The organism is Brevibacillus fluminis, assembly GCF_052072235.1.
GTDB lineage: Bacteria > Bacillota > Bacilli > Brevibacillales > Brevibacillaceae > Brevibacillus_D > Brevibacillus_D fluminis_A.
In genome coordinates, this window is sequence record NZ_CM125436.1 from 996,218 (window position 1) to 1,010,169 (window position 13,952).

The following is a 13,952-nucleotide window of genomic DNA, read 5'->3' on the forward strand; positions in this document are numbered from 1 at the left end:
AAATGGGAGTGGGGGTAGCGGATCGTCATGAGCTTCAGGTGGAAGGGAAAACGGTGCTGATTACGCATCCGGAAAAAGAGCTGTGGGCCAAAAAAGGCATCCGCAAAATTGACTATTTGCACTACCTCAGCATGATCGCGCCGCATATGCTGCCTTTTTTGGCGGAGCGTGCGCTGACGGTGATCCGCTTTCCGGATGGAGTCGGAGGCAAAAAATCGTTTTACCAAAAAAATGTGCCACAGCAAGCGCCGGAATTTGTCCGCACCACACTGCATGACGGAAATGAGCATGTGGTGTGCGGCGATCTGCCGACGCTTCTGTGGCTGGGAAATCAGGCTGCGGTAGAATTTCATATTCCGTTTAATCGGATTGACGAGCAAGGGCCGGCCGAAATCGTCTTCGATCTCGACCCGCCCTCGCGCGACGAATTCGTGATGGCAGTGGAAGCCGCACTGATTCTCAAGGAGATGTTTGATCGGCTCGGGCTCAAAAGCTTCGTCAAAACATCGGGAAACAAAGGCTTGCAGCTCTATATCCCGCTTGCGGCTGGCACGTTCAGCTATGAGGATACGCGCCGCTTCACGCAGTTTTTCGCCAATTATTTGGTGGCGAGGGAGCCGGACTGGTTTACAATCGAGCGTTTCAAAGCGAGCAGGGGCAATCGGCTGTATGTCGATTACGTCCAGCATGCGCGCGGAAAAACGGTCGTCTCCCCCTACTCGCTGCGGGGCAATGAAGAAGCGCTCGTCGCAGCGCCGCTGTTTTGGCATGAGGTCACCCGTTCGCTGCGCCCCACGCAATTTCCACTGGAGACGATCAAGGAGCGGTTGGCAACGGTTGGCTGTCCGTTTGCCGGTTTTATGGACGCCAAGCAGAAGCAGCCTTTGGAACCGGTCATGAATTGGATTGCGGCGCAGGGCTAAACCGGGTGTGCAAGGGATAGCGCGATTTCAGAAAAGCGGAGTCAGGTTTCGGCGCGGAACGTTTTCCCGACCCGCTCGCCCAATCCGAAATAATGGCGGAAGTTATAGATCAGCGGGCTCCATTTCAGCGGATCGACATAGCGGTCGCTGACTTGTGCGCCTTGCTCCAGCATGATTTGGTCATGGGCAAACACGTGAAGCGCGGTCGTTTCCACGATGGCAAAGCCGTCTTCACGCAGATTGATTTGCTCGACGCGCGCTTCGATTTGCAGCGGGCATTCGCGAATGCGCTCGACTTGTACGGCGGTGGCAGCTTGCGGCGTGAAGCCGGCTGCAGCGAATTTATCAGGCTCATGGCGAAACCCCATCGCAGCTTTTTGCGCAGGAACCGGGAACCGGCCCGTTGTCGGAGCGAGCCGTTCGACTTGCTCCCATTGCGTCGGAGCAGGCACGTTGATGACGCATTCCGGGTGGCGCTGCATATTTTCCAGCGCCTGGCCGCTGGTCGAAACGCCAAGCACGATCATTTTGCCCAATGCCCAGGAGGAGGAAAGCGGCGTTAGATTGGTGGTGCCATCCGCATTTCTCGTCGACAGCAGAATGACAGGCGTGCCGTAATACAAGATGCTCGGAAAAATCTCGCGGATGACCGTTGGTTCGGATTGAAGTTGTTTCATAGGGAAGACCTCCTTTTTTGGTTGCCATAAGTGTACATCGCCAACGATTCGGTTTGGATCGAACTGTAAATGAACAGCGCCGTTCCCCGCTTGGTACTGCTCGCAGCCGAAGGGTCGCAAGCGTGCAGTGTGCGAAAGGTAAGGTATGGATGGATGCGATCAAATGGAAGTATAATGGAAGAGCACGCGAAGCACGTCCAAAAGCGATTGTTTCCTGGTTTGCAGCAGCTTGGGCAGAAAGCGGCCGTTTACATGCCGAAGGGCTCGCCTGCCATCCGTTTGGCGAACATTCAGGCAACGGGCGCAGAGGCGGACCCGATCCATTGGTATGAAATGGCCTGTATCCGAGCAGAACGGGAAACAGTCAGTAAAGAGAGGGAGAACGCATACATGAGCATACAGGAGAAAACAGTCATCGGTTTTATCGGAATTGGCGTGATGGGAAAAAGCATGGCGTCGCATCTGCTGAAGGCAGGCTATTCCGTGCTGGTTTATACGCGCACGCGGCAAAAGGCAGACGAGCTATTGGCAGCGGGAGCAATCTGGAAGGAAACAGTGGCAGAGCTTGCGCAGGAAGCGAACGTGGTCATTACGATGGTGGGCTATCCGTCGGATGTCGAGGAAGTTTATTTGGGTGAGGGAGGCATTATCGCCCATGCCAAACCAGGCAGCCACTTCATTGACATGACGACATCGTCACCGTTGCTGGCTCAAAAAATTTACGCGCAGGCGAAAGCGCACGGCATGCATGCGCTCGATGCGCCGGTATCGGGCGGGGACGTAGGCGCGCGTGAGGCACGGCTCACGATCATGGTCGGCGGCGACGAGGAAGCGTTTGAAGCGGTGAAGCCGATCCTTGCCGTCATGGGAACCAACATTGTGCTGCAAGGCGCGGCGGGCGCGGGGCAGCATACGAAAATGTGCAACCAGATCGCCATCGCCACCAATATGATCGGCGTATGCGAAGCGATTTTGTACGCGCAAAAAGCCGGCCTCGATCCTGAGCGCGTGCTGACGAGCATTGAAGCGGGAGCGGCAGGCAGCTGGTCGTTGTCCAATCTGGGCCGCCGGATGATCGCAGGCAATTTTGAACCGGGCTTTTATGTGAAGCATTTTATCAAGGACATGACGATTGCGCTGGAAGCCGCGCAAGAAATGGGTCTGATGACACCGGGGCTCGCACTGTCCAAGCAGCTCTATGACGAGCTGGCGGCGCAGGGCGGAGAAAACAAAGGGACACAGGCGCTGATCACGCTTTTGGCAAGCAAGTAAAAACAGAGCTTGAGCAGGAGGGGAAACCATGGGACAGCCTTATGATTTGCCGTTGGAACAGCTCCGCGTCTATCGGCCGGAGCCGACGCGCCGCGATGATTTTGCCGCATTTTGGGATGAAAGCAAGCGGATACTGGCGGAAACGCCGATCAATGCCGAGTTGAAGCCGCTCGATTACCCTGCAGATGGCGTCAAGCTCTATGAACTCAGTTTCGCAGGCTTTGGCGGAGCGCGCATCTGCGGCTATTATGCCGTTCCTGATACGGCTGGACCGCATCCCGCGCTGGTCATGTATCACGGCTACAACTGGAGCCACGATGGGCAGATTCACGACGTGGTCAATTGGGCGCTGCACGGTTATGCCACCTACGGCATGCTTGTGCGCGGTCAACAGCTCAGCGAGGACAACAGCATCGCGCCGCATGGCAATACGACAGGCTGGATGACCAAAGGGATTCTGTCAAAAGAAACGTACTACTATCGCGGCGTTTACATGGATGCGATCCGCGCGCTCGACGTGGTGGCAGCACGCGAGGAAGTGGATTCTACCCGCATTGGCGTGATCGGCGGCAGCCAAGGCGGTGCGTTAACCCTTGCTGCAGCGGCGCTGTCCGACATCCCGCACGTTGCGGTAGCCGACTATCCATACCTCAGCGATTTCCGCCGAGCGATCGACATTACGCCAACCGGGCCGTACCTGGAGATCAATGAGTATTTCCGCCGCAATACGGCTCCGGAGGTCGAGGAAAAAGCGATGGAGACGCTCAGCTATTTCGACCTGATCAACCATGTGCCAGCGATCACCTGCCCCGTGCTTATTTCCATCGGGCTCATCGATGACATCACGCCGCCGTCGACCGTCTTTGCGGCGTATAACCACTTGCAAACGGAAGAAAAAGAAATCAAAGTATATCGTTATTTCGGGCATGAGACCATCCCGGCATTCCATCTGGAAAAGCTGAAGTATTTGCGGAAGCATTTGAAAGGGAAGGAATAACTAACGAATAGGGCCCACAAGCTGCTTTTGGCTGGCTTGTGGGGTTTTGTTGTTTGCAAGATTGTTTGCACGACCCGCTGTCTTTTTCTATTCTCTTTGTAATGGTAAACTGAAAGGAGAGAAGAAGATGAATCGGGGAGCTGATGATGTGGCCAGCTGACGAACGATTTGGAAATTCACTTTCTCGAATTACCTAAGCTGCGGCAAAATGATGTGACTATGGGCGATCTGTTGGTCAATTGGTTGCTTTTTGTAGGAGCGAAGGATGAAAGGACGGTGGAGGAGTTGGCCAAGCATGAACCTGCGATTCGCAAAGCAAAGACGGTGCTGGAGTTTTTGAACCAGAACGACGAGGCACGCAAGCTGTATGAGATGTGTGTCAAAGCCTTACGGGACGAGGCGAGCATGATGGAAGGGGCTAAGGAAGAGGGGAAGATGTCTGGAAAGCTGGAAGTAGCAATGAACATGATCGCCACAGGCATGAGCGTAGAACTGATTGCAAAACTCACAGGCTTCCCCGCAGCAGAAATCGAGCAGCTAATGCGAGCAACAGACCGGAACAGCCAGGAACGATAGAGTTTTGAAAAGCATGAGCAGATAAATAGGAAAGTGCTCGGGCCAAACAGCCGGGTGCTTTTTCGTGTTTATGACAATACCGGCAATGTAAGCTGTCGATCAATCCGTGTTTATCATTTCCAATTTGCGGGTACTCGATATATGACAGCTAGAACGGAGTCAAACGATTCCTATGAAACTACGAAAAGAGGTGACGGAAGAATGAAAAGCATCAAAAGCGTCCTTGTTTTGCTTTTAGCCCTTATCACGATCATTATTTTTGTTGCCCAATCCGCTTTCAGCTTCACGCAAATGAAACGCATCGTGCTTGACGAGGAGCAGAGCAAATTGCGGCTGCAGGTGGAGAAGGAAGCGGCCCGGTTTTACGGAACGTTGGACCGCATCGGGAAATTGACGGAAACGTTGACGTATCCGATCGCGTTTGCAGCGCCGGGTGATATCGTCAAGATGGAAGGGGCCGTCACTGGAATTGTCGGATCGGATTCGCTGATCGTGGGCGGCGGCTTCTGGATGGAGCCGAATGCGCTTGACCCGACAAAACGGCTGCTTGCCCGTTATGCCTTCAACAACAACGGTGACATCAAGATCGACCCTCAATACAGCAATGGCACGTACAATTATCTCGACCAGGATTGGTACAAGGCAGGACTCGTAGACAAGAAATATGTCTGGACGGAGCCTTATGTCGACGCTGTCTCCAAGGTGCCGATGACCACAGCGGTCAGCGCGATTCGCCAAAACGGAAAAATCATCGGCGTAACCACGATGGATGTGGCCTTGTCGGACTTGAGCAAACGGATCCAGGAGATGAAAGTGGGCCAGACGGGCTACGGATTTATCGTGTCGGCGTCCGGGACGTACGTTTCGCATCGAGATAACGCCAAAAACATGGCGGCCAAAATTACCGACCCGTCAGAAGAAGGGCTCAATCAGCTCGGCAAGACCATTCTCGAGGCGAAAGAGCCGGGGATGTCTACTGCCACGATTGGCGGAAACGAAAATTTGGTTACCTACTCGCCAATCGGAGATACAGGATTGACGCTGGTCACCGTTTTGCCGACAGCGGAAATGATGGGTCCGATCGATCGCCTGTTTTCAACGAGTCTGATCATTTTCGCGGTCAGCATTGTTGTTTTTCTCATCGTGCTCTACTGGTTCATCAACCGGCAAGTGGCCAAGCCATTGCTGCAGTTGAAACAAGGCATTGACAAGCTGGTAGAGGAGCGGGATTTGACTAAACAGATTGCCATTCACCGAAAAGACGAGATCGGTAGCGTGGCATCCGCCCTCAATCGTTTTATTGCAGAATTGCTCGGGATCATCCGCACGATTAACGCGGGCGCGCTGCATGTCGATGACGTGTCCCGGCAGTCGTCCGAGAAAGCAAGCGAAGCGAAAGCGGCATTCAACCAGGTGGCCGCTTCATTCCAGGATGTCGCCAGCGGAATGGACAACCAGCAGCATTCGGCGGAAGAAAGCGCGCGGGCGATGGAAGAAATGGCGATCGGAATCCAGCGGGTGGCCGAAGCTTCCTCGACGTTGGCGGAGTCCTCTACCGAGATGGCGGAATACACGGCGGCGGGGAATGGGTCCATCCAAAAGATGATGGCACAAATGAATGCGATCCATCATTCCGTCAGCCATTCGACGCAGATCGTGAATTCACTGTACAGCCGCTCCCAAGAAATTTCGCACATCGCGGAAGTGATTGCCAGCATCGCATCGCAAACCAATCTTCTCGCCCTCAATGCGGCGATTGAAGCGGCCCGGGCCGGCGAGCAAGGAAGAGGGTTTGCCGTCGTCGCAGACGAGGTGAGGAAGCTCGCGGAGCAGTCCAATGCGCAAGCAAGCCAGATCGCGCGGCTGATTGCGGAAATCCAGACAGAAACAGCATCGGCCGTAAGCGCGATGGATGAAGGGTCGCGAGAGGTACATACCGGCATCAGCGTTGCGCAAGACACCGGTGAAACGTTCCGAAGAATCGAGGCGTCAACGCGATTTGTGGCTGATCAGATTCAGGAGATCACCGCGGTTGCGGAAGAGATGTCGGCCGCGACCGAGCAGGTGACGGCCTCGATTGTCGAGCTTTCGACGATTTCCAAAGCGTCCGCTTCCAGCGCCTCGAACGCCGCAGCCTCCGCAGGCAAGCAGCTGGACTCCATGCGCGAACTCTCCCATTCGGCCACAGGCTTGAGTGACTTGGCCAAAGAGCTGCGAGAAACCGTCAGCAAATTTCGCGTGTGAACGAGTGGAAAAGGCATGAGGGCTACTGCAGCAAAAGGAGAAAACCCATAACAAGGGACATACATGTCTGAAAGCAAGATAGTGTTCACCCTTATAGAAATTGCAAAGAGAGCAGCAGTAGACCGGATTTCGCGTCCGAATCTACCGCTGTTTTTTCATGTTCACACAGTCACTTGGTTCTTATTGTCAAACTAATTCTATCTACATATACCCCTATCCAGTATAATAAAGATGTAAATCTAGATCAGATAAGGGGGACGAATGATGAAAAAAATGGAACAAGGTTCTTTGGAGCAGGAAATTACGACGTTTGTGAGTGCATTTATAAAAAAAACGAACGGAAGAGGACCTCGGGATATCAAAGTGAAAATGGTTGACAACTTAATGCTCTATTTCATCGAGGGAATCCTGTCGCCGATGGAGAAATACATCTTGCAGTCCCCTCAGGGAAAAAGCACAATTTTTGAAGCGAGACGTTTGTATGTCGAAAATATTAAAGAAGAACGTATCGCTGCTTTCGAGAAAATTTTAAGCGCCAAGGTAATCGACCATTATATCGGGTGGGATTTGGACAAAGATTCAGCAGTTGGTGTAGTCGTTTACGAAAAATAAAAAAGATTGCGTTATCAGAAAATTTGTTTTATAGTGAATTTACAACTAAATCATCAAAGCAAAGATGACGAATCTTTGTTAGATATGGAAAAGCATTGGGTGGTTCTTGGATAAATCAAGGACAGACCATGGCTTATTAAAACTATTCATTTAGTTTTAATGGTCAAGGTCTGTCCTTTTTGATTTGAACAAAAAGGCAGGTGAGGGCGAGCAAGGAAAGGGCATGAAAAAAGGACAAATTGTCCTAAGCGGCGCATAGACGGAAGCGCATTTCTGTGGTTGTCGACGGGCTGGGCAGCGTTTCGCTGTCATGCCGTAAGTAGACAGGGCATGCTCATAATTCAAATCCCCCTATTCACGTTCAATAGATGCGAGATTTAGATGAAGGAGGTGAAGTCTATTAATTCTTTCGCAGAAAAAATGTCGAAGTGTGCGCACTGAATATCGTACGGGGTGGGATGAAAACCAGTTTGAGGATTTAAGACTGCGTCTAAAAGGAGCGATCAGTTTGGCGGGTGTCTCCGACCTTGAACTCATGCATGACATTCATAAATGGAAAGAATCGATAACGGGCGTCCACGACAATCCGACAGAGGATTTTATTGGAGGGATACCAACGGATCTCCAAAGTCGTTATGCGGAAGGCTCGCCAATTGCGCTTTTCCAATTGGTGTTCCGCTTGTACTGATTCAGGGTTCACTGGATGTCAATGTGCCTGTCGGTGACAGCGAGCACTTCGTGAAAGCGGCCATTTCAGTCGGGATTCTGTTGTATGTAAATCAATTTCGACAGCAGAACATTTTAAACTGATTGATCCTGAGCCAGACGAGTGGTCTATTATTAAAGAGGCAGTATTTAACCTACTGCGTTACTAATTTCGAATGATCGAAAGCCAAAGAGAAGGAGATGTATGACATGAGCAACCAAACAAGTCAATTACAATCCATTACAGTTAACGGCCACGAAATTACCTATGATATCCAAGGTGATGCTGCTGGGCCAGCAATCCTGCTACTGAGCGGGTGGTGCCAAGATTACAGACTGTTCAACGATATCGTGGAGCCTCTGGCGAAGAAGCACAAGGTCATTCGAATGAACTGGCGCGGTCATACCCACCCGGAGCGTCCGGTAGCTGACTTTGGTGTAAAAGAGCAGGCAGACGATGTTATTGAGGTTCTAGACGCACTGGGCATTGAACAAGTGGTTCCTGTCTCGACCTCACATGGCGGATGGGCAAATATAGAGATTTCCGATCGTTTTGGTACGAGAAGAGTCCCGCGCACCATCGTGATCGACTGGATTATGAACGAGGCGGGGGAGGACTTCATCAAAGACCTGAGGGAAAGCCAAAAACCGGAAAGCTGGAAGGCAGGACGCCAACATCTCTTTGATTTTTGGATCGGCGCGAGCGACAACCGCTCTGTGATCGATCATATCGAGAAAGAGATGGCCAGCTTTGGCTTCGATATGTGGGCGCGCTCCTGCCGTGTAATTGAAAACGCTTACGAGGTGTGGGGATCGCCACTCAAGCGCATGGCTGCATTAAAGGAAAAACGCCCGATTATCCACGTATACTCCCAAGCGCCTGTAGCTGGATACGAAGAGATCCAGGAAAATTTCATGAAGAAAAACCAGTGGTTCGGTTACCGAGTGATCAACGGCAAGACGCATTTCCCTACGCTGGAGTCTCCGGAGCAAACTGTGAAAGTCATCAGCGAATTCGTTTCTGATATTTCGTAATACGATCTTGCAACTGAGCGGGACTCCATCTTGGTCCTGCAGCAATGCGCTTCTTACTTTCTGCTTTTCAATGAAGAGGAGGAGATCAAGCATGAGCATGAATCGGACAATTGTTACCAATGGCTACATTATCTCTATTGATGACAACCTGGGGGATATTCAGGGTGGTGCCGTCCTAATCGAGGACAATCGCATTGTTGCCGTATCGAGAAATGCGGAGGAATTTGCCGGCGTTGACGCCCAAGTCATTGATGCACAGGGCGGGATCATCCTGCCTGGTATGGTTGACAGCCACCGTCATACCTGGATGTCGCTGCTGCGCTCGATCTCCGCGGATGAGTCTTTGCTGGAGTTTCTCGCAAACACCTTTTACGGCCTGGGAGCTTTGGTCAAAGCCGAGGACATCGGTGCTGCCACCATGGTTGGTGCACTGGAAGCGATCGACTCAGGAGTCACTACTATTATGGACTGTTGTGATTGCGTCAACAGTCCGGATCATGCTACGGCAGCAGTAGAATCTCTGCGTGCATCCGGTATTCGCGGTGTTTATGCTTACGGTATGCAAGCGTATGACTTCCAGCCGCCTGCTTTTACCGCTCATACACAGCGCTTAAAAGATGCTGTAAGACTTCGCAAGGAAGCTTTTTCAAGCGAAGACTCCCGCTTGCGAATGGGCATGCTGCTGAGTGATTTTGGTACGCTCCCCTTTTCCGAAACGGCATCTGAGATCTTGGTTTCCAGGGATTTGGGCTTGCTGGTCGCATCACACACGGGTGCGGCGTCCACCTCTATCCTGTTAAAGGGATTGCGGGAGTTAAACGACCATAGCTTGCTGCGCCCAGGCCATCTTCATATTCATTGCAACGGATTGACTCATCCAGAGTGGGAGCTTCTTGCTGCAACAGGGGCGAAAGTTTCCATTTCTCCCGAGACCGAGATGCAGATGGGGATGGGGTACCCACCTTTCCGGGCAGCGCTCGAACATGGAATCCTGCCATCATTTAGCACAGATATCGTCTGCGTAGGCTCCGGTGATCTCTTTTCACAAATGCGCCTTGGACTGCAGTTTCAGCGCTGCATAGACAACAATTACGTCCATCAGCGCGGACACATGCCAAGCAAAATCGATCTAAGTGTTCGCGACGCGCTCAAATGGGCTACCCACGGCGGAGCGGAAGCACTTGGACTGGCTTCCGAGATCGGCTCACTAACGCCAGGAAAGAAGGCGGATCTCATCATTGTTTCTCAAAGGCGGGCATTTGTTCCATCCAGTTACCCCGCGGGCTCCGTTGTCCTGCAGACAACGGCCGCAGACGTAGACACGGTGATTTTGGATGGAGTCATCCGCAAGCGTCACGGGCAGCTGGTTGGCTACGATCTGGCCACGGTTCGCACGCGTGCCAATCAGGCACTGGAACGTATTCAGAAGGCAGCAGCAGCTACTCTCAGAAGAAAAGGCCCTGAAGAAGTTGCACAATGGTTCGCAATGGGCGAGCGCATGGCGACTGGAAACTTCGCGGGAGCATATGCGAACGGTATTCCAGCAAAAAAATAATCAACTCACTAGTTTTCGGGTGAACCTTTATTCTGGCTGGCAGCTGAGGAAGTTGGCAAGATACGTGGAATAGCTTTTACAAGAAAAAAAACAGGGGGAGACAAGAATGGAAACAAAAACTACGAAAAGGATGACTCATGATGAGGCTGTTGCCCGGGCGAAAGCATTGGCGGCAAAGCTTCGTGGACGAATGAAGGAGGGCGAGCTGCTATATCGACAGCCAGATGAAACGATTCAGGATATTATGGATTCCGGACTGGCAACGATTTTAAAGCCTGCCCGCTTTGGCGGTCACGAATTAACGCTGGATGCGCTCGTGGATACCACGATCGAAGTGGCAAAAGTAAATCCTGCCGCAGGCTGGTGCTATACGTTTATCGTCGCCCACCAATGGATGCTGGCGGCTTGGCCGGAACAAGCTCAGCAGGAAGTGTGGTCAGAAAATCCAAATGTGAACATTGCTACCGCATTGGCTTTTCCTCGAAACGAAAAGATCGTTCGTGTCGAGGGCGGATATCAGCTTAGTGGAGAGTGGTCATTCTCATCCGGGATCGAGCATTCGGAATGGGTCATGGCGAGTAGTACGGAAAAGCCCTTTGCAGGAGAAGATCCGCAGCGATACATGTTTTTGGTACCTAGAAGCGATTATACGATTGTGAACGAATGGCAGGTGGCAGGACTAAAAGCCAGTGGCAGCAATGGATTCCGGATATCGGATGTATTTGTTCCCGAACATCGGGTGATCAACCTGTCTCAGTGGGCTGGCCCAGGAGTCACGCCGGGTATGGCCATCAATCGTGGAGCCCAGTATAACGTCCCTCTGTTTTGTGCATTGCCAACTTGCCTGACTTCCGCCATCGTAGGAGCCTCATTAGGAGCTTACGAGTTTTTTATCAAAACGATTCGTGAAAGAGTGTCTAAAAATTCAAATAACGAATCAAAAATACCCTCCCATCTCAAACAGAGAGTGACAGAATTGTCTGCACAGATTGATGCGGCAGAAGCGCTGCTAAGAAAAGCACTCGATGTGATTCGTCCTGGTGGAGAATTTGACCAAGGGCAACGGGCAAGATTACACCGCAATTATTCCTATCTCGCACGAAGCTGCAGTAGTGTTGTGGACGAATTGTTTCAGTTCAGTGGTTCATCTGCTGTTTACGATTGGAACGTCATGCAGGTTTATTGGAGAGATGTGAAGGTGATGTCCATGCATGGATATTTGAACTTTGATGCTGCGAGTGACGTATTCGGTTCTTATGAGCTTGGGAACAACCAATAGCTGCTGACAGAAGTGTTCATTGGGAAGGGGGATTTCGGTTGAAGCTGCTAGGCATATCCGGCACGATTATTGGGGCAAAAACCAGCATTCTCGTAAACCGAGTTTTGGACGAAGTAAAAAAAGCTAGGCCTGATATAGAAGTAGAACTTCTTGATCTCCGTAATTACCAGGTCTCCCTGTGTGACGGGCGCGATCCGTCCGCCTATACGGATGATACAAAAAAGGTGATAGATATCGTCTCTTCGGCAGACTTTTATGTTATTGGAACGCCAATCTTTCAGGGATCAATGACCGGATCACTGAAAAACCTGCTTGATCATATTCAGCCGCAGGTGCTGCGAAATAAAGTGATGGGATTTGTGGCGAATGGCGGAACCTATCAGCATTATTTGGTGATTGAAAACCAATTGAAGCCCATTGCAGGATACTTTCGGGCATATGTCGCACCAGGTTATGTTTACGCACACAACGACCATTTTAATCAGCAAAACGAAGTCGTGGATGAAGAAGTAGGGAACAGAATCACGAATCTAGCAAAAGAATTGATACAGTTGCAAGTGGCTTTAAAGACTGCCAGTGACGTGGCTGCTGCTAATCATTGAGAGGGCCCAATCTGGGGGCGGTGGTGTATGAAAAAATTTGATAAAGACAGCAAAAAAACCGTCAGGAAAGCCCGACGGTTCTTTGCTATGAACCACCATCCGCAAAAATGATTGGCGGCTGATGAAACCCATAAGTGCAAAAACTTATTGCGCAAACACTTTTTTGATTTGCGCGATTGCCCAATCCAGATCTTCTTTGCTGATCACGAGCGGCGGTGCGAAACGGATGGTTGTTTCATGCGTTTCTTTGCACAGCAGGCCGAGATCTTTCAGTTGCTCGCAGTATGGACGAGCTTTGCCTTTCAATTCGAGGCCGATGAACAAACCGCGACCGCGAATTTCTTTGATGTCAGGGTGGTTGATTTGCTGCAATTGCTCTTTGAAGTAGCTGCCCAGCTCTTGGGAACGCTCAGCCAGGTTTTCATCCTTCAATACGTCCATAGCGGCAACGGCTACTGCACACGCCAGCGGGTTTCCGCCGAAGGTGGAGCCATGGGAGCCTGGTTCGAACACGCCAAGAATTTCTTCGCTCGCAGCAACTGCGGACACTGGCAGTACGCCGCCGCCCAGCGCTTTCCCCATTACGTACATATCAGGCGTTACGCCTTCCCAATCGCAAGCGAACATTTTGCCTGTACGGCCAAAGCCCGTTTGGATTTCGTCAGCGATGAACAGCACGTTGTTTTCTTTGCACAGTTCGCTTGCCGCTTTGAGGAAGCCGTCGGTTGGGATCAGGATGCCTGCCTCACCTTGAATCGGCTCGCACATGAACGCAGCGGTGTTTGGCGTGATCGCTGCGCGCAGCGCTTCGACATCGCCGTAAGGAATGATTTTGAAGCCTGGCGTGAATGGGCCAAAGCCGCGGCGATAGTCAGGGTCGGAAGAGAACGATGTGATGGTCGTTGTGCGTCCGTGGAAGTTGCCTTCGCAAACAATGATTTCCGCGCTGTTTTCGGCAACGCCTTTTTTGTCGTATGCCCAACGGCGAGCCGCTTTGATTGCGGTTTCAACTGCTTCCGCACCGGTGTTCATCGGCAGGATCATTTCCTTGCCAGTCAGGTTGGACAGTTTTTCGTAGAACTCACCCAGCTGCTCATTGTGGAACGCGCGGGAGGAGAGCGTCACCTTGTCCGCTTGGTCTTTCAACGCTTGGATGATGCGTGGATGGCGGTGGCCCTGGTTGAGAGCGGAGTATGCGCTCAGCATGTCCAAATACTTGTTTCCTTCCGGATCGTAAACCCATACGCCTTCTGCTTTCGCAATAACGATCGGCAATGGATGATAGTTATGTGCACCGAATTTCTCTGCTTTTTGGATAATGGATTTTGTATCTGCCATGTTAGCTTCCCCTTTCTAGGTAAAAGACTTTCGCGCTGTTATGCTGTATTAGTATTGCAAATCTGATGCCAAACTAAAAATCCTTGCAAAATCAAGTTTTTCCGTTTACATTTTGTGATGAATGGGTAATTAATTTT

At 51.4% G+C, this 13,952-nt stretch carries 12 protein-coding genes; 10 read left to right on the forward strand and 2 right to left on the reverse strand.

The window, feature by feature from the left end; translation table 11 throughout:
* Nucleotides 1-2: 2 nt before the first annotated feature.
* A complete protein-coding gene (ligD, locus tag ACTID9_RS05265) occupies nt 3-923 on the forward strand; it encodes a non-homologous end-joining DNA ligase (protein WP_441070197.1) in 921 nt (306 codons plus the stop codon).
* A gap of 41 nt (nt 924-964) precedes the next feature.
* Here ligD and ACTID9_RS05270 read toward each other — a convergent pair whose 3' ends face one another.
* On the reverse strand, nt 965-1,600 hold the full coding sequence (locus ACTID9_RS05270; protein WP_441070198.1) for a flavin reductase family protein: 636 nt from the start codon (nt 1,598-1,600) through the stop codon (nt 965-967).
* A gap of 333 nt (nt 1,601-1,933) precedes the next feature.
* Here ACTID9_RS05270 and ACTID9_RS05275 point away from each other — a divergent pair, with 333 nt between their 5' ends.
* The 9 genes from ACTID9_RS05275 to ACTID9_RS05315 all read left to right on the forward strand — a co-directional run bounded on the left by ACTID9_RS05275 (nt 1,934) and on the right by ACTID9_RS05315 (nt 12,477).
* Nucleotides 1,934-2,872, forward strand: a complete 939-nt coding sequence (locus ACTID9_RS05275) for an NAD(P)-dependent oxidoreductase (RefSeq protein WP_441072427.1) — start codon at nt 1,934-1,936, stop codon at nt 2,870-2,872.
* A gap of 28 nt (nt 2,873-2,900) precedes the next feature.
* On the forward strand, nt 2,901-3,869 hold the full coding sequence (locus ACTID9_RS05280; RefSeq protein WP_441070199.1) for an acetylxylan esterase: 969 nt from the start codon (nt 2,901-2,903) through the stop codon (nt 3,867-3,869).
* A 156-nt stretch (nt 3,870-4,025) separates the two neighbouring features.
* Entirely contained in the window at nt 4,026-4,445 is a 420-nt protein-coding gene (locus tag ACTID9_RS05285; protein WP_441072429.1) for an Rpn family recombination-promoting nuclease/putative transposase, read from the forward strand.
* 201 nt (nt 4,446-4,646) lie between these two features.
* Nucleotides 4,647-6,689, forward strand: coding sequence for a methyl-accepting chemotaxis protein (locus ACTID9_RS05290; protein ID WP_441070200.1), 2,043 nt, complete (start codon nt 4,647-4,649; stop codon nt 6,687-6,689).
* 261 nt (nt 6,690-6,950) lie between these two features.
* On the forward strand, nt 6,951-7,301 hold the full coding sequence (locus ACTID9_RS05295) for a Na-translocating system protein MpsC family protein (protein WP_441070201.1): 351 nt from the start codon (nt 6,951-6,953) through the stop codon (nt 7,299-7,301).
* A 915-nt stretch (nt 7,302-8,216) separates the two neighbouring features.
* A complete protein-coding gene (locus tag ACTID9_RS05300; RefSeq protein ID WP_441070202.1) occupies nt 8,217-9,041 on the forward strand; it encodes an alpha/beta fold hydrolase in 825 nt (274 codons plus the stop codon).
* 91 nt (nt 9,042-9,132) lie between these two features.
* Entirely contained in the window at nt 9,133-10,596 is a 1,464-nt protein-coding gene (locus tag ACTID9_RS05305) for an amidohydrolase family protein (RefSeq protein ID WP_441070203.1), read from the forward strand.
* Nucleotides 10,597-10,702: 106 nt separating this feature from the next.
* Nucleotides 10,703-11,875, forward strand: coding sequence for a hypothetical protein (locus tag ACTID9_RS05310; RefSeq protein WP_441070204.1), 1,173 nt, complete (start codon nt 10,703-10,705; stop codon nt 11,873-11,875).
* A gap of 38 nt (nt 11,876-11,913) precedes the next feature.
* Complete coding sequence (locus tag ACTID9_RS05315) at nt 11,914-12,477, forward strand: NADPH-dependent FMN reductase (RefSeq protein WP_441070205.1); 564 nt, start codon at nt 11,914-11,916, stop codon at nt 12,475-12,477.
* Between the two features lie 144 nt (nt 12,478-12,621).
* Here ACTID9_RS05315 and ACTID9_RS05320 read toward each other — a convergent pair whose 3' ends face one another.
* Entirely contained in the window at nt 12,622-13,815 is a 1,194-nt protein-coding gene (locus ACTID9_RS05320; protein WP_441070206.1) for an ornithine--oxo-acid transaminase, read from the reverse strand.
* Between the last annotated feature and the right edge of the window lie 137 nt (nt 13,816-13,952).

Coding starts and splice junctions, on each gene's coding strand:
- ligD (WP_441070197.1), top strand. CDS start 3: ATGGGAGTGGGGGTAGCGGATCGTCATGAGCTTCAGGTGGAAGGGAAA.
- ACTID9_RS05270 (WP_441070198.1), bottom strand. CDS start 1,600: ATGAAACAACTTCAATCCGAACCAACGGTCATCCGCGAGATTTTTCCG.
- ACTID9_RS05275 (WP_441072427.1), top strand. CDS start 1,934: ATGGCCTGTATCCGAGCAGAACGGGAAACAGTCAGTAAAGAGAGGGAG.
- ACTID9_RS05280 (WP_441070199.1), top strand. CDS start 2,901: ATGGGACAGCCTTATGATTTGCCGTTGGAACAGCTCCGCGTCTATCGG.
- ACTID9_RS05290 (WP_441070200.1), top strand. CDS start 4,647: ATGAAAAGCATCAAAAGCGTCCTTGTTTTGCTTTTAGCCCTTATCACG.
- ACTID9_RS05295 (WP_441070201.1), top strand. CDS start 6,951: ATGATGAAAAAAATGGAACAAGGTTCTTTGGAGCAGGAAATTACGACG.
- ACTID9_RS05300 (WP_441070202.1), top strand. CDS start 8,217: ATGAGCAACCAAACAAGTCAATTACAATCCATTACAGTTAACGGCCAC.
- ACTID9_RS05305 (WP_441070203.1), top strand. CDS start 9,133: ATGAGCATGAATCGGACAATTGTTACCAATGGCTACATTATCTCTATT.
- ACTID9_RS05310 (WP_441070204.1), top strand. CDS start 10,703: ATGGAAACAAAAACTACGAAAAGGATGACTCATGATGAGGCTGTTGCC.
- ACTID9_RS05320 (WP_441070206.1), bottom strand. CDS start 13,815: ATGGCAGATACAAAATCCATTATCCAAAAAGCAGAGAAATTCGGTGCA.